This is a genomic window from Haemophilus parahaemolyticus, from assembly GCF_002015035.1.
GTDB classification, from domain to species: domain Bacteria; phylum Pseudomonadota; class Gammaproteobacteria; order Enterobacterales; family Pasteurellaceae; genus Haemophilus_A; species Haemophilus_A parahaemolyticus.
In genome coordinates, this window is sequence record NZ_MUXY01000001.1 from 248,897 (window position 1) to 266,091 (window position 17,195).

General features: G+C 38.4%; 13 protein-coding genes. 8 read left to right on the forward strand and 5 right to left on the reverse strand.

The annotated features are described in order from the left end of the window. The first annotated feature begins 2 nt into the window (after window positions 1-2). The 6 genes from B0185_RS01145 (at window position 3) to B0185_RS01170 (ending at window position 5,588) form a co-directional block, all read left to right on the forward strand. Window positions 3-869: a MurR/RpiR family transcriptional regulator gene (locus tag B0185_RS01145; RefSeq protein WP_005705670.1), complete on the forward strand. Its 867-nt coding sequence runs from the start codon at window positions 3-5 to the stop codon at window positions 867-869. A 17-nt stretch (window positions 870-886) separates the two neighbouring features. After that, window positions 887-1,768: an N-acetylneuraminate lyase gene (gene nanA, locus B0185_RS01150; RefSeq protein WP_005705654.1), complete on the forward strand. Its 882-nt coding sequence runs from the start codon at window positions 887-889 to the stop codon at window positions 1,766-1,768. A gap of 147 nt (window positions 1,769-1,915) precedes the next feature. Then, on the forward strand, window positions 1,916-2,728 hold the full coding sequence (gene nagB / locus B0185_RS01155) for a glucosamine-6-phosphate deaminase (RefSeq protein WP_005705710.1): 813 nt from the start codon (window positions 1,916-1,918) through the stop codon (window positions 2,726-2,728). Between the two features lie 123 nt (window positions 2,729-2,851). After that, window positions 2,852-3,997 (forward strand): N-acetylglucosamine-6-phosphate deacetylase, encoded by a 1,146-nt coding sequence (gene nagA, locus B0185_RS01160; RefSeq protein ID WP_005705643.1) that lies wholly within the window; start codon window positions 2,852-2,854, stop codon window positions 3,995-3,997. 61 nt (window positions 3,998-4,058) lie between these two features. Beyond that, window positions 4,059-4,532 (forward strand): N-acetylneuraminate anomerase, encoded by a 474-nt coding sequence (gene nanQ / locus B0185_RS01165; RefSeq protein WP_005705821.1) that lies wholly within the window; start codon window positions 4,059-4,061, stop codon window positions 4,530-4,532. Window positions 4,533-4,658: 126 nt separating this feature from the next. Next, the gene (locus tag B0185_RS01170) at window positions 4,659-5,588 is read left to right on the forward strand and encodes a site-specific integrase (RefSeq protein ID WP_005705717.1); all 930 of its coding nucleotides are present in this window, start codon (window positions 4,659-4,661) and stop codon (window positions 5,586-5,588) included. Between the two features lie 54 nt (window positions 5,589-5,642). Here the strand turns inward: B0185_RS01170 and B0185_RS01175 are convergent, their stop codons facing one another. From B0185_RS01175 to B0185_RS01190, 4 genes are all read right to left on the reverse strand, one after another. Further along, window positions 5,643-8,660 carry a type I restriction endonuclease subunit R gene (locus B0185_RS01175; protein ID WP_005705801.1) on the reverse strand — a complete coding sequence of 1,006 codons (3,018 nt, stop codon included), beginning with the start codon at window positions 8,658-8,660 and terminating at the stop codon, window positions 5,643-5,645. A gap of 149 nt (window positions 8,661-8,809) precedes the next feature. After that, window positions 8,810-9,385 carry a restriction endonuclease subunit S gene (locus B0185_RS01180; protein ID WP_100208015.1) on the reverse strand — a complete coding sequence of 192 codons (576 nt, stop codon included), beginning with the start codon at window positions 9,383-9,385 and terminating at the stop codon, window positions 8,810-8,812. A 195-nt stretch (window positions 9,386-9,580) separates the two neighbouring features. Continuing rightward, a complete protein-coding gene (locus tag B0185_RS01185) occupies window positions 9,581-10,819 on the reverse strand; it encodes a restriction endonuclease subunit S (protein WP_078208083.1) in 1,239 nt (412 codons plus the stop codon). 255 nt (window positions 10,820-11,074) lie between these two features. Then, a complete protein-coding gene (locus tag B0185_RS01190; RefSeq protein WP_005705774.1) occupies window positions 11,075-13,603 on the reverse strand; it encodes a type I restriction-modification system subunit M in 2,529 nt (842 codons plus the stop codon). 352 nt (window positions 13,604-13,955) lie between these two features. Between B0185_RS01190 and accD the strand changes: the two genes are divergently transcribed. Continuing rightward, on the forward strand, window positions 13,956-14,843 hold the full coding sequence (accD, locus tag B0185_RS01195) for an acetyl-CoA carboxylase, carboxyltransferase subunit beta (RefSeq protein WP_005705852.1): 888 nt from the start codon (window positions 13,956-13,958) through the stop codon (window positions 14,841-14,843). A 59-nt stretch (window positions 14,844-14,902) separates the two neighbouring features. Then, a complete protein-coding gene (gene folC, locus B0185_RS01200) occupies window positions 14,903-16,195 on the forward strand; it encodes a bifunctional tetrahydrofolate synthase/dihydrofolate synthase (protein ID WP_005705677.1) in 1,293 nt (430 codons plus the stop codon). Between the two features lie 33 nt (window positions 16,196-16,228). Here folC and fdhE read toward each other — a convergent pair whose 3' ends face one another. Continuing rightward, window positions 16,229-17,140 (reverse strand): formate dehydrogenase accessory protein FdhE, encoded by a 912-nt coding sequence (gene fdhE / locus B0185_RS01205; RefSeq protein ID WP_005705745.1) that lies wholly within the window; start codon window positions 17,138-17,140, stop codon window positions 16,229-16,231. Window positions 17,141-17,195 lie beyond the last annotated feature (55 nt).

Genomic DNA, 17,195 nt, shown 5'->3' on the forward strand with positions numbered 1-17,195 from the left:
CGATGACAAAAACATCTAGTGTATTGAGCACCATTAGTTCGCTCTATCATAGCTTAACAAAATCAGAGAAAAAAATTGCAGATACGATTTTACTTTCACCTGATTTAGTCGTGCAAAGTCCGCTTTCTGAAATTGCTAAACATTTGGATGTAGGAGAGGCAACTTTAGTACGTTTTTGTCGAACCGTTGGATTTAAAGGATTTAGCGACTTTAAATTGGAGTTATCCATCGAATTGGCAACAAAAGAGAGCCAAGATGAGATGATGTTAGATACTGATATTTTAGCATCAGACAATACTTTTACTATTGCACAAAAATTACAAGCTTCCATTACAAGCGTAGTGAATGAAACCATCAATCTGTTGGATTTAAAACAGCTTGATAGCGTGGTAGGTGAGATTAAAAAAGCAGGGCGAGTATTTATTTTTGGTGCGGGATCTTCGGGTGTAACAGCAGAAGATGCCAAAAATAAATTGATGCGAATTGGCATTCCTGTGGATGCAACGGGTAATAACCACTTTATGTATATGCAAGCTGCGTTGTTGAAAGAGAATGATGTGGCGATCGGCATTAGCCATTCAGGTTATTCGCAAGAAACCGCACACGCATTAAAAATTGCTCAACAGAATGGAGCAAAGACTGTCGCGATTACGCACAGTTTGCGTTCGCCTGTGACCGAATATGCCGATTATGTGCTTGCCAACGGCAATAAACAAGGCAAATTACAAGGCGATTCGATTAGAACCAAAATCGCCCAACTTTTTGTATTAGATTTAATTTACGCTTTATTGGTGCAGAGTGAAGAAGAACAGGCTGCTAAAATTAAGCAAAAAACCCTCAATGTCATTCTTGAACAACGTGTAAAGTAAAAATTTAGGAGAATATTATGCGTGATTTAAAAGGTATTTTCAGTGCATTATTAGTGTCATTCAACGAAGATGGCACAATCAATGAAAAAGGTTTACGCCAAATTATTCGCCACAACATCGACAAAATGAAAGTGGACGGCTTATATGTGGGCGGTTCAACGGGCGAAAACTTTATGCTTTCAACCGAAGAGAAAAAAGAAATTTTCCGTATTGCGAAAGATGAAGCGAAAGATCAAATTGCGTTAATCGCACAAGTCGGTAGCGTAAACCTAAAAGAAGCGGTGGAATTAGGGAAATATGCCACAGAATTAGGCTACGATAGCTTATCCGCGGTAACGCCGTTCTACTACAAATTCAGCTTCCCTGAAATCAAACACTATTACGACACCATCATCGCTGAAACGGGCAATAATATGATTGTGTACTCCATTCCGTTCTTAACAGGCGTGAATATGGGTATAGAACAATTCGGTGAGCTTTACAAAAACCCGAAAGTATTAGGCGTGAAATTTACTGCAGGCGATTTCTATTTATTAGAACGCTTGAAAAAAGCTTATCCAAACCACTTAATTTGGGCAGGTTTTGATGAAATGATGTTACCAGCAGCATCACTTGGTGTAGATGGTGCAATTGGTTCAACCTTTAACGTAAACGGTGTACGTGCTCGTCAAATCTTTGAATTAACTAAAGCGGGTAAACTCAAAGAAGCCTTAGAAATCCAACACGTAACCAATGATTTAATCGAAGGTATTTTAGCGAATGGTTTATATTTAACCATCAAAGAATTGCTTAAATTAGAAGGTGTGGAAGCAGGTTATTGCCGTGAGCCAATGACATCAAAAGCAACAGAAGAACAAGTTGCAAAAGCAAAAGAATTGAAAGCGAAATTTTTGTCATAAAGATAGAAAATTACTGCACTTATCATGATCCTTTGCCGTAGGGTGGGCTTTAGCCCACCATATATCCAATAAGATTGGTAGGGTAAAGCCCACCCTACGATATGAATAGGATTATTGATTTGCGGCTAATAATAAAGGAAGGCTAATATGCGTTTTATTCCGTTACAAACAGAACAACAAGTAAGCCGATGGGCAGCACAACATATCGTAAATCGTATCAATGATTTCAAACCGACTACCGAACGACCTTTCGTATTGGGTTTACCCACTGGTGGTACTCCATTAAAAACTTACCAAGAACTTATCCGACTTCATCAAGCAGGCAAAGTGAGCTTCAAGCACGTTGTTACTTTCAATATGGACGAATACGTGGGTTTGCCTGTGGAACACCCAGAAAGCTATCACAGCTTTATGTATAACAACTTCTTCAATCACATTGATATTCTGCCTGAAAATATCAATATCTTAAACGGCAATACTGATGATCATAATGCAGAATGCCGTCGCTATGAGGAAAAAATTAAATCTTACGGCAAAATTCATCTTTTTATGGGCGGGGTTGGTGTGGATGGACACATCGCATTCAACGAGCCTGCCTCATCATTAAGCTCCCGTACTCGTATTAAAACCTTAACGCAAGATACCTTAATTGCGAACTCTCGTTTCTTTGATAACGACGTGAACAAAGTGCCAAAATATGCACTTACAATTGGCGTGGGTACATTATTAGACGCAGAAGAAGTGATGATTTTAGCGACAGGTCATCAAAAAGCACTTGCTGTACAAGCGGCGGTGGAAGGTAGTGTAAACCATTTATGGACGGTGAGTGCCTTACAAATGCACCGTCATTTCTTGCTAGTCTGTGATGAGCCAGCACAACAAGAGCTAAAAGTGAAAACCGTGAAATACTTTACCGAATTAGAAGGTGCAGTAGCAGGTACGGATTATCAGGATAAATAGAGATCTATTCTTCATCTTTATGTAGGGTCGAATTACATTCGCCCTATAATCACAAACAATCACGAGGGCAAATTACCCCTACGTTTAAGAGCGTTAAACTGATGTTGATATTAGGAACAGAATATGAGATACGCATTAACCAACAGTGTGATCTACACTAAATACGAAATTCTACGAGATTATGCGGTAGTAATTGATGGCGAAACTATTGAAGCAGTGATCCCGCAAACTGAACTAGAAGAGGACATCAAAACCATTGATTTACAAGGCAATAATTTAACCGCAGGCTTTATTGATTTACAATTAAACGGCTGTGGCGGGGTGATGTTTAACGACCAAACCACCGTTGAAACGCTCGAAATTATGCAGGCGACCAACTTGAAATCGGGCTGTACCAGCTTCCTCCCAACCTTTATTACTGCTCCTGATGAAAGCATCAAAATGGCAGTAGGCGTAATGCGTGAATATCTTAATCGCCATAAAAATCAAGCTCTTGGTTTACATATTGAAGGGCCTTATCTTAGCGTAGAAAAAAAAGGCGTGCATCGCCCTGAATATATCCGTGAAATTTCCTCTGAAATGAAAGAATTCTTTTGCAAAAATGCGGATGTAATTACCAAAGTAACCATTGCAGCTGAAAACCCAACCATCAATTACACGCCTGATTTTGTGGAAGCGGGGATTATCGTTTCGGTAGGGCATTCGAATGCAACCTATGAAGTAGCAAAAGCGGCATTCCATAAAGGGGCAAGTTTTGCGACTCACTTACACAACGCAATGTCGCCAATCAGTTCTGGTCGAGCAATGGGCGTAGTGGGTGCTGTGCTAGACAGTGATGTTTACACAGGCATTATTGTTGATGGTATTCACGTGAATTATGGTAATGTTCGTATAGACAAAAAAGTCAAAGGCGATAAACTTTGCATCGTAACCGACTCACTTGCCGCAGCAGGTGCTCCACCAGAATTAGAAAGTTTTACCTTCGTGGGTAAAACGATTTACATCAAAGAAGGGCGTTGTTTCGATGCGAATGGTACAATTGCAGGGGCTTCCATTACAATGATGGAATCTATCAAAAATGCGGTAGAATATGTCGAAATTCCACTTGCGGAAGCGATTCGAATGAGTAATCTTTACCCAGCCCGTGCGATTGGTGTAGATGATCGTTTAGGTTCGGTTGAAAAAGGCAAAGTCGCGAACTTGGCGGTATTTAGCCCAGATTACAACGTCATTGGCACCGTAGTAAATGGTAAGTGGAAGGCGAACTAAAAGTGTAAACTCACAAGCGGGCAATTTTGACGAACGATTTACAAAAGAAAGAGGATTTACTATGTTATACGGTGATTTATCTCGAGCAGATTACGCAAAATCACTTCCAGCAGTGTTTGTAAAATGCTGTGAAAAATTAAAAACCTTAGATTTAGCGAATTTAGAAGAGGGATCTCAAGAGCTGATCGATGGCATTAAAATGAACGTAATGTCATTTGACACCGTGCTGCCAGAAACCAAAAAAGCAGAAATGCACCGCAGATTTATTGACATCCAACTTGTGATTTCAGGCGAAGAGATGATTGAGTATAGCGTTGCTCAACCTGATTTAGCTCAATATGATGAATATCGTGGTGAAGATGATTACCAACTCACTTTAACCGAAGTGTTAGAAGGTAAAAATGAAGTGGTATTAAAACCTAATATGTTTGCGATCTTCTTACCTTATGAACCGCATAAACCAGGTAATGCCGTTAATGGTAAGTGCCAAACGGTAAAAAAATTGGTGGTGAAAGTGCCTTTCGATGCACTGTAATCTGTATTAGAAAATAAAGAAAGGTAAACAGTCTATGATTGTTTACCTTTTCTTTTTTACTCAAAATAAAAAATTTCTTCTATAACTAATCTGCCCAATTCGGGCTATTCAACAAAGGATTTAGTTATGAAAAAAACATTACTTACCCAACAACTTTTTTCTCATTATTTTGCTGATTGGATTGCGACTTATAAAGAAGGTGCAATTCGCACAGTAACGATGAAAAAATACCACGCAACATTGCATTGGCTAGAAATTCTTGCCCCTAAATTGCGGATTGGTGATCTTACTCGCATTAGCTATCAAAAGCTCTTAAATGATTATGCACTTGAACACGAACGTCAAACGACGATGGATTTTCATCATCAGCTAAAAGGGGCAATTTTAGATGCTGTTGATGAGGGGTTAATTGACTCCGATCCTACACGTAAAGCAATCATAAAAGGCAAAGCACCTAAAAATAAAAAGATCAAATATCTCAATCAGTTTGAATTGCAAGCCTTACTTAATCATTTGAAACTAGAGCAAACATTGAATTGGGATTGGTTTATATTGTTAGTGGCAAAAACGGGTATGCGATTTTCTGAAGCCCTTGCGATTACACCAGAAGATTTTGATTTTTCTCATCAAACTTTGCAAGTGAATAAAACGTGGAATTATAAAGAAAAAGGCGGCTTTTCACCGACAAAAAATCGTTCTTCGGTACGAAAAATTCAACTTGATTGGCAAACGGTGATTCAATTTTCTCAACTTATTAAAGAATTGCCAACTAATAAACCGATCTTCCCCTGTGATATGCCAATTTATAACTCTACGATAAACGGAATATTGGCAAGACTTTGTAAGAAAGCAAACATTTCCACTATCACTATTCACGGTTTGCGTCATACACATGCCTCTCTTCTGCTTTTTGCTGGGGTCTCCATTGCTAGTGTGGCTCGGCGATTAGGGCATTCCAGTATGACGACAACCCAACATACCTATTTGCATATTATTCAAGAATTGGAAAACCAAGATACGGATATTGTGATGCGGCATTTGGCAGGATTGTGTTGATATTTTGTGATGCAACAGGGCGGGGATAAACCTCGCCCTTATATTGATTTAACCTTATCTCGCCAAAATAATCCGTTCAATTTCCGTTTTGATTTTGTCACGTAAATAGCCTTTCAGTTTCAACGCATTAGGTTTTTCGTCGGATTTTTCTTGGCTAAATTGTGCTGTCACCAAATCCATATCAGCGGTTTTTACTAAATTATCTAGCAAACCAAAATCTTTCCAGTCATCTTTGCCTAATACGTGATGCGCCTGTAACTTACCGAAACATTCACGATCTAACCCGAATTGGCTAATAAAATTCTGAATTTGGTTGTGTTCTGCACGCATTCGGTATTGGTCAAGGGTAGCAAAGAAGCTATCCACTTTGGCAAGCTTACCTGTTTTCACATCATCGACGATCTGATCTGCATGCAAACGGTCATTTTCACGCAATTGATTAAAGAGCGGTTCAATTCGCTCTTGAATTTCCTCGGCTCTTTTTGTTTCGGCTTGAGCTAATTCATTGATTAATTTCATCAAATAATCTTCATCAATCATTGTCGATGTGCCTGAAACCAGATTAGGATCAATCTCAAATTTCGCTTTTTTCACACCTGGTTCGCGGTTAATTTTGTCTAAATCTGCATAGCGTGCCTGCAATTCACGATATTGTGATTCTGAAAAGATCACTTTCTTTGTTTCTTTTGGGTTATCCCAGGCAAAGCCTTGTTGTCGAAGTGCAATCATCGTTTTTTCAAACTCATTGAAGAATTTTGCAAATTGCTTTTGGCTTTCTTCATCTTCTGGCAATTGGTAAAAATTTGGCAGAATTTCACCGCTTGAAGTATCCACTTTTTCAGGGAAAAGCTGACTTATTTCTTCAAAAGTACGGTTAATTTTCACTATGTTTTCCTCTTTACTCGGCACAAAAAATGCCCCTGACGCATTTTTATTGGAATAGAGTTTGAATGCCTTTTCAATGTTTTCACTCATTAAAATCGGGCTTCTAAAATATTCAATAATACCGTAAGGTTTTTGTTCATTCAGCACGCGATTAGTGCGTGAAAATGCTTGAATTAAATTGGCGTAATCTAACACTTTATCCAGATAGAGTGTATTCAAATAAGGGGCATCAAAGCCGGTTAATAACTGCCAAACTACAATGACCAAATCTAATTGCTGATCGTGATTTTCGGTGGTGATTTTCTTAAATTCATCACGGCGAGCCAAACGACGCATTAAATCCTCTTTATATTGCGGAACACTTTCTAAACCAAAATGCGTGCCAAACTGTTGATTATAATGAATAATCGCGTTTTCTAAATCTGAGATATCTTCAAAACTACCCTCGTTATATTCGCCATTCGGATCATAAATCACCGCAATTTTTAGTCCCAACGGATTATCTTTTAACACCTTAAAATAGCGGTTTGCGGATTTAATATCATTTACCGCCAGCATGGCAGAAAATTGGCGGTTGTAAGAATTTTGTTCCCAACAATCTAAAATGTAGCTAGAAACCTGCTGCACCCATTTTTCTTTTTCATAGAGTGATTTGGATAGCTCTTGTTCGATTTCCAAATCGCTCACTTTTTTCTTATCTAAATAATCACGATAGACTTCACCCATTGAAGGATCTTTCCATTTCGCTACCCCATTACGCAGTGTGCAAAGTGGAATCGGGTAATTTTTTCGCACATCAAAGCCCAACACGTTTTTATCAAAAATTCCGTCTGCGACAGAATAAACATGCAACGGATTGCCAAATAGATCCGCGGTTTTGGTGCCTTTATTGTTATCATCAAAAATTGGCGTGCCGGTAAAACCAAACCATACCGCTGTTGGATAATTTTCGCGAATGCGAATCAGCATTTCACCTGCGGTAGAACGGTGTGCCTCGTCTACAATAAACACAATATTCGTGTTTTCTAGTTTTTTCTGTTTGCCTTTTTCTGCCACAATCGCCATTTTTTGAATGCTGGTTACAATCAACTTCTGATGCGGATCTAAAAGTGCGGTTAATAATTTGCCTGAATTTTTTGTCGCAGTAATTTCCTCTTCATCATCAACGAAGCCCGAATATTCTGTTACCGTTTGCTTCACTAATTCATTACGATCTGCCAGAAAAACAACTTTATCCACATTGACTAATTGGCTTGCTAATTCAGCTGTTTTAAATGACGTCATTGTTTTGCCTGAACCTGTGGTATGCCAAATATAACCGCCTAAAATATCTTGTGCTGAACCATTAAATTGCGATTTATGCAAACGAGCCAAAATATTTTCCACTGCGTAAATTTGGTAAGAACGCAACACCTTCAAAATGCCTTTAGGCTTATCAGCGATGGTGTAAAGCGACATCAATTTATGCCCCATCGGCACACGCAATGCGTGCTTAATAAATTGGCTACTTTCTTGAATCGGCTGATTAGTTTTCTCATCTGCCCAGCCAAAACAGAAAGTGTAATTAAAACTACGGTAATCCGTTGGGCGAGCAAAATAACGCGATTCACTGCCGTTTAAAATCCCAAAAATCTGCACTAATGAATAAAATCCGCCAAAATCGCCATTGCCCATATAATCACGAATTTGCCAATAGGCTTGTTCAATAGAAACACCTTCACGCTTTAATTCCAAATGAATCACAGGAATCCCAGAAATGAGAAGTGTCACATCAAAACGATGATCTTGCCCTGTAGCACGGTTTTTCTTACGCGTAATCTGATTGACTACTTCATAACTATTTTTCCCGCCAGCGACATCGTGAGACCAAAAACATTCCAAAATTAAATCACTTTTTTGCCCATTAATTTCGCGACTGATGATTACCTGCCCAGTGGACAGAAAACGTGCTGCCTCAAGCGGTGAATTTATTGCAAAAACTTGCGATTTTATTTGTTCAAACTCTTCATCGGTGAGAGGCGTATCTTTTAAACGTTCCACATTTTGCCGATTTAAAACTTCACGCCAGTTGGATAATAATTTTTCTTCTGTGCCGTGGCTTAAATCAGGACGATAATGCCAACCGTTATCGTCAAGGGATTTAATGATTTCCTTTTCAAAGGCGAGTTCGGATAGGGATTTTTGCATGGGAGATCCTGTTTAAAAATATTTATTGATGTTAAAAGGGCGAGAATAAACCCCGCCCCTACGAGGGGTCATTATTTATATAAGTTTTATACGTGCGAATATATATCCATAGGGGCGGGGTTTATCCCTGCCCATCCTCCAAAATTGTATCATTCCACGAACATTTTTTCCAAACAAGCGGCTTTAATCTGCTGATATTTTGCAAGTTCTTTCTGATGAAGAGCGATAGTGTCGTCAAGTTGTTTGAAGAAGTTACCGATTTGGATTTGTTCTTTTAGTGTAGGAACAGAGACCACTATTTTAGCAATCGTTGGATATTTCAAATTCCAAGTATCAGATGTTAATCCTTGAGAGTTCACTTTAAAAATTTCTAACATACGTTCTAATTTGAAATAGTATGAAAAAAATGTTGATGAAATATCTTTATTTGGTATTAAAACTGTATATGCAGGACTTAAAATACCTCTAAATGTTGATTCTCCACTAGAGCCTTGCCACATTCTCATTGAGTTATATGCAATATCTCCAATCTCAACTTTCTTATAATTTGATTTATCTTTACTAGAGTTATCTTTTCTATCTAAGTCACTAGCTTTAATAACTCCAGAATTCATTGTAACAGATATTAATTCGCCTATTGAGGATCTTTCAGTTCTTTCATTAAAGCATTCCCCCAACTTTCGCTGTTCCCAAGTTATTGTATTGAATATAAAAGGCAGGAAAATTAATCTTTAAAAATCAATAGATTACAATCCTCTCTCATACCGTTAACATAGACAAAAATAAGTTTAAATCACACTTTCTCTTGCCAAAAACAAAATCAACCCAACAGATAAAAAAGAGCGGTTATTTTTAACAGAGATTTTGCAAATCTATATCAAAATATAACCGCTATTATTACTTTAAATTTATATTTTCGATTAAATAAACATCTTTTCTAAATAAGATTGTTTAATTTTTTTGTATTTTTCCACTTCTCGTTGATGAAGAGCGATAGTGTCGTCAAGCTGTTTGAAGAAGTTGCCGATTTGGGTTTGTTCTTCAAGTGAGGGGAACATAATAGGCATTTTTTCAAAAAGACTATCCTTTATTGATAATCGATCTGCTCTTGCTCCAGTATCTCCATTTAACTTCATGTAATCATGCCATTTTGTTGTTTCAAAGAATGTTTCTAAGAAACGATGATCAACTCCAGATGTTCTAAATACATAATAAAGTGGCGACATCACACCTGTTCTGCCTAATTTATTTCGTCTTATCGGTCCGACTGGTGCAAAATTAGAAATTCTAGGGTTATAGATAAAATCATTATTTTTAACAATGTAGTAATTATTAATATTCTCTGAATTTGAAATATCCTTATCAAAAAAGTCTCTTTGCGAAATTACACCTAACTCAGCGGAATTTGTGAATGTTTCCCAAAATTCATTATTTACATTTTTATCAATAACTTTTATTGATATTTCATTTAACTTTCGCTGTTCCCAAGCGTCCGTAAAATTAGGGAAACGAAGCTCTGGATATAGCTCATTTTCCTTTGGAAACATCTTTTCTAAGTACGAAATCTTCAATTTTTGGTACTTTTCTAACGTTCTTTGATGAAGAGCGATAGTGTCGTCAAGCTGTTTGAAGAAGTTGCCGATTTGGGTTTGTTCTTCAAGTGAGGGGAACATAATAGGCATTTTTTCAAAAAGACTATCCTTTATTGATAATCGATCTGCTCTTGCTCCAGTATCTCCATTTAACTTCATGTAATCATGCCATTTTGTTGTTTCAAAGAATGTTTCTAAGAAACGATGATCAACTCCAGATGTTCTAAATACATAATAAAGTGGCGACATCACACCTGTTCTGCCTAATTTATTTCGTCTTATCGGTCCGACTGGTGCAAAATTAGAAATTCTAGGGTTATAGATAAAATCATTATTTTTAACAATGTAGTAATTATTAATATTCTCTGAATTTGAAATATCCTTATCAAAAAAGTCTCTTTGCGAAATTACACCTAACTCAGCGGAATTTGTGAATGTTTCCCAAAATTCATTATTTACATTTTTATCAATAACTTTTATTGATATTTCATTTAACTTTCGCTGTTCCCAATCATCAGTAAATCCAGCAAATCTTATCTCGGGTTGTAATTTTTTATGTTCTGTCATTTTTTTATTTTCTCCGATCCGGGCGGGGATAAACCCCGCCCCTACGGGCATTATTTGGTTTACGAGATATATTGGATGCTTCAATTTCGTAGGGGCGGGGTTTATCCCCGCCCAATGATTTTCATATAATCTACATATATTTTTGAATCATATTTATCAATTTATTTTGCCCAATACATTGACAATGTTCCTACACTGCTTCAAATAATGCCTAATGACTGCCACCTCTGCTAACGTACGTGGCAGTTCTTATTTCTACCCCAACAACTTCGCCATCGCCCAGAATGCATCTTCTGCCTCTTTACGCTGGGTTTGAATTTCGGCAAGCGTTTCTTTATAACGCTCATCTAACGCTTTAAGCTGATTCGCAACCGCTTTGGAATGGCTGTGGGTAATGTTTTCCAACTCTGTCACTAACGACACCAACCACTTTTGTGCTAATAATTGACGAATATCGGTTAAAGATAATTCCGCATATTTCGCCTCCACTTGAGCATCAAAAATCGGCTCAGCTTTTTTAAGCTGATCTTTCGCTTGTTTAATCGCTTGGTTGGCGATTTGAATGGTGTGCAAGCGGTCGATTTTTTCTTGCAATTCGCTTTGTTCCCACTCTGCACCTGTTTGTGTCGCCCAATCGGCTAATGCTGAGGTAGCTTTTTTCGCATTGGTTTTGGCGGTTTTAATGATAGCTTCAAGTGCGGTTAAATCCTCTTCATTTTCCACGCCATTGGTGAGCTCGCTTTGATGCTCATTAATCGTTTCTTCGTTCTCACTTGCAGTTTGTTTGAATTGTTCAAGTTGTGCTTTTTCAGTGGTAAAGAAACGTTCAGCAATTAAATCTTTCGGTAAAATTGCCCCTTTCAAGCCATCTTGCACTTCTTCGTCTTTGCCTTTTGCTACCATATTTGGCACGAGTGTGCGGGCGTAATCAAAGCCACTATTTTCAGCGAGTTGTTCTAAATCGCTCGCGATGGTCTCATTCCACGTATCCACAAAAAGCTGATAGGCTTCATAAGGGTCGGTGAATTCAGAAATAGCAAACTGTTGGAATAACTTGGTTTCCAATTCGTCAAATGTCGGTAAAATTTTACCGCTTTTTATTGCCTCATCCCCTAATATTGCCGAACTTGCCTCCGCTTTCCATTGCTCAATATTGGCGTGCATTTTTGCAATAAAGGCTTGGTAATCAGCATCTTGTTCAATGGTGCTAAAAATGTCATTTGCAGGTACATTTAAACGTGAAAAACCTGTACGCAAGGGGCTAAAAAGCTTGTTTTTCAAAGCCGGGAAGGCATGCCAAAATTCAGTAAATTGATCAATATCCTCATTCGGAATACCACCGTTTAGGTGTGCATCAATATTTTGGCTCTCGTTTTTCGATGCTGGTGTGATGTAACGCGGAATATTTAAGTTGAACTGATTTGCTTCAATTTCCGCTAAATCTGCTAAGTGGCTAAAACCTGCAATTTCTTCACGCTTACGGTAAGTATCAAGAATTTTCTTAATGTCGCGTTCACGCAACACATTGCTGTTTTTCTCTTTACGGAAACCTTGCGAGGCATCAATAAATAGCACATTGTTATGCTTCGGCTGTTTACGCAGAATCATCACAATGGTTGGAATGCCTGTGTTGGTGAAAATACCTGCTGGCAAGCCGATAATGGCATCAATTTGGCGACGTTGGAGTAATTTGGTTCGGATTTTTTCTTCTTCATTACCACGGAACAATACGCCATGTGGCAATACGATTGCCATAATGCCGTCTTGTTTTAGATGGTAAAGCGAGTGGAGCAAAAAGGCGTAGTCTGCTTTGGTGGCAGGTGCAATGCCGTAATCTTTAAAACGGGTGTCTTTATCAGCACGTTCGCTGTTCCATTTGGCGGAATAAGGCGGGTTTGCCACCACGCAATCCACAAATAACGGATTATCTTCGCCATTAACTTCACCATAAGGCCAGTCGGTTTTGAGCGTGTCGGCATTACGTAAAATCATATTGGCAGGTTTTACGCCGCGCATCAGTAAGTTCATTCGGGCAATGTTGTAAGTGGTGGAATTGTTTTCTTGCCCGAAGAATTGAATGTTATCTTTGTGTTCGTAGTGGTTTACCGCATCGCTTACGGTAAGCAATAACGAGCCTGAACCACAGGTTGGGTCGTATACAGCAGATTGTTCTTTTGGACGTAATTCATCGGCAACAATCGCCGCCATAATGCGAGAAACTTGATGTGGTGTGTAGAATTCACCCGCTTTTTTGCCTGAAGCCATAGCAAATTGTGCGATTAAATATTCGTAAATATAGCCAAACACATCATATTCACGATTGCCAGTGATGTTGATTTTATTCAGTAGTTCTATCAGTTTTCGGATAGCAATTTCTTTATCACTTAGATCTTTACCGAGTTTTTCTGATGTTAAAATCACATCTGCGAATACGCCTTCAAAATCTTCACGTTGAGTTTCGTAAAGATTCTCATTGAAGTGGTTAATGGCATCGGTAACATGTGACAGTTTCCACTTACGTTCTGCAATATTTGCTATCCAGGTGCGATATAAATCAGTTTCCGCAATAAAATAACCTAAATCTTCTTTGATGGTTTCAATGGAATCGTCATCAAGATCAGCAAACGTTACCTCATTTTTAATGAGATAATTTTCAAGATGTTCTGACAGGAATTTATAGAAAAGAAAACCAAGAATGTAGTTTTTATATTCAGAAGCGTCCATTTTCCCGCGTAAGTCATTTGCGGAAGCCCAAAGGGTTGCGGCAAGTTGTTGTTTGTTCATTGTCTTACTATCGTTTGTGTAAAGAAATAGTGTCAATGATACCGAAAAATATTTGAAATAGAAGTAATTTTAATAGGATATTCAACTCTCGTTTGTAAACAGCGAGAGTTTATCTGGTTTGATGTCTTTGGATAATGCATCTCTCTCTTTTAAAAAATCGCATTTTGTGCTTTAATAAACCGATTTTTCGGTATTATGTAGCAGTTACACAAAGTCATTTTTATATAAATAGTATCGTTCTTGCCTGTAGTGGCAGAGTTGTTCTAAGAGAATCAGATTAATCGTTTGATTTTTCAACTACTACATAATATTGCGATTTTTTATTTTAAACATAACAACAGAAGGTTTAAAAATGAGTTGGTTAGATAGAATTTTGGGGCGTGACTCTTCTTCAAATACAGGAAAGTCGAAAGTACCAGAGGGAGTTTGGACAAAATGTACAAGCTGTGATCAGGTGCTTTATAGCGAAGAATTAAAACGCAATATGCAAGTTTGCCCGAAATGCGATCATCATATGCGTATTAACGCACGTACGCGTTTATTGAATTTATTAGATGAAGGTTCTACACAAGAAATCGCAGCAGAGCTTGAACCGCAAGATGTGTTGAAGTTTAAAGATCTTAAAAAATATAAAGATCGTTTATCTGCTGCACAAAAAGAGACTGGTGAAAAAGATTCATTTATTGTGTTAGCAGGTACGCTACACGGAATGCCAGTGGTAACAGCTTCTTTCAACTTTGAATTTATGGGCGGTTCTATGGGTTCTGTGGTGGGTGCAAAATTTGTGCAGGCTGCAGAAAAAGCATTGGCAGAACGTATCCCATTTATCTGTTTTTCCGCATCGGGCGGTGCACGTATGCAAGAGGCATTGTTCTCGTTAATGCAAATGGCGAAAACCAGTGCGATTTTAGCTAAAATGAAAGAGCAAGGAGTACCGTTTATTTCTGTATTAACTGATCCAACTTTAGGCGGTGTTTCAGCCAGTTTAGCGATGTTAGGTGATTTAAACATTGCCGAACCGAAAGCGTTAATTGGCTTTGCTGGCCCTCGAGTTATTGAGCAAACTGTTCGTGAGAAATTGCCTGAAGGTTTCCAACGTGCAGAATTTCTACTGAAACATGGTGCGATTGATATGATCGTACACAGAAAAGAGATGCGTGATACACTTGGTCGAATTTGTGCTAAATTGACACATCAACCTACACCGTTTAAAACAGTAGAATTGATTATTGAAGAGTAGCAAATAGAAAATGATATAAATCCCTGTTTACAGGGATTTTTCTTTATGGAAGAAATGAAATGAACTCACAAACACCAACCCGTGCAGATAATCTGCAAACGTGGTTAGATTATTTAGAACACGGGCATTTTAAAGCGATTGATATGGGCTTGGATCGTATTAAATCGGTCGCTTCAAATTTGGATTTACTTCATCCTGCCCCTTATGTTATTACTGTGGCAGGTACGAACGGTAAAGGCTCGACTTGCCGTTTCCTGGAAGTCGCACTGATGAAACTTGGCTTGAAAGTGGGCGTATATTCCTCTCCGCATCTTCTTCGTTATAATGAACGCGTGCGAATTAACGGACAATTGTTAGACGATCAAGCACATATTGATAGTTTTACAGAAATCGATCAGAACAAGACCGCTTCTTTGACCTATTTTGAGTTCAGCACACTCTCAGCATTGAAACTTTTTAAAGATGCCAAGTTGGATGTAGTAATTTTAGAAGTAGGGCTAGGTGGGCGATTAGATGCGACAAATATTGTTGATCCTAATCTTGCTGTGATCACCTCGATTGATATTGATCACGTAGCATTTTTAGGTAATAACCGCGAAGATATTGGTAGAGAAAAAGCGGGCATTTTCCGTGCGAATATTCCTGTGATCATTGGTGAGCCTGATTGTCCACAATCAATCTTAGCGATCGCACAAGATCTGAATGCTCAAAAATTCCAACGTAATGTCGATTGGCAATATGAAGTGAACGATGGAACATTTTATTGGCAATCGAAAACGCAACAATTTAATGCCTTGCCAATGCCGCTCATTCCTATTCCAAATGCAGGTTCGGCAATTGCTACATTACTAAAAACACCATTTAATGTGAGTGAACAAGTGATTCGTGAGACTTTGCAAGAAGCTCAAATGACAGGGCGTTTCCAACAATTGCAAGCCGCAGATTTTGCTCATTTCTCAGGACAAAAACCAAAAGCACAAGTAATTATTGATGTGGGGCATAATCCTCACGCCGCACGCTATCTTGCCGAACGCTTGCAAGCGGTTAAAAAAGCAAAAATTTTTGCGATTTTCAGCTGTTTGGAAGATAAGGGACTTTCGGGCATTGTTCAGCCATTAAGAGAGGTTATTGACGAATGGCATTGTGTTGGCTTAGATTGTTGGCGGGGACAGAGTGGTCAAGCCGTGTTTGATAAATTGGTAAATGTATTACCAAATGCAACCGCTTGTGTGTATGAGAATGTAGATGCGATTGCTCCAATATTATTTGAACAAGCCGAAGAACAAGATATTATTTTAGTCTTTGGCTCATTCCATACCGTAGCGGATTTTGTGTTATTTTTAGAAAAATAAACTTAGAGCGGGGATAAACCCCGCTTCAACATATTAAGGAAAAAGAAACGGATTTAATCCGCTTTTAGCAAACTCTTTTTGCTCCATTTCAGCATCAAGCAAAATGGTGGCAAGATCATCTGCTACAGGTTCAACATAGGCATCTTTTTCTTGGTACATTACTTTTAAGTAACTTCCACAATCACCACAGCTTTCAGCTTTCACGCCTGCATCGACATTATCAAAACTCCAGTAATCTAATTTGCCACTTTGATCGCAGGTTGAGCATTGTGAACGGGTCATATTCCATTCGCTTTCACAAAGCGAACAGTGCATATAGCGTAAACCTTGTTCACTGCCAAAATGAATCATGCTTGCCACAGGTGCTGCATCGCATACAGGGCAGGTATGGCGTTCACCTACTTCGGTCATGGTATTGCGTGGCAGTTGTTGAGTGAGTTGCACCCAATAAAGTGAAAGTGCCGCCCATAAAAAGACCGCTTTATCTGCTCCTACTTGTTCATAATGCTCATTAAGCAAGTCTGTTGCTAATTTTTCTAGCTCAGAAGATGCCGCCTTTTCTAACCATTCCAATGTCGGTAAGGTAGTTTCATTAGCGTAAGGTTTGAATTTTTCAATGAGTGCGAGCAAAAGTTTCTGCCATTCGTTTGAGCGTGGAAAATTTTTGGCGTTCAGCGGTTTATTACCTTGTGTTTGAGTAATACAAGCAGTCAATTTTTCTTGTTCATTTGCAATTGGCTGGCTTTCAAGAAGATCTAATTGCACTTCAACCAAGTTTGCTGCAAATTCAAGATAATCTTTGAATGGGTTATGTTCTGCCAATTGGCGTAAGCGTTTCGCACGACGGGCATATAAGTTTTTCGGGTTAGCAAATAAAAGCGGTGGATGTTCAAAAGAACTTGCCGCTTGTTTGATTTCAGTATCAGGTAAAATTCGGATACTCATTTTGTGTCCTTAAATGAGAAGAGAATAAACAAAAAGTGCGGTAATTATACCGCAC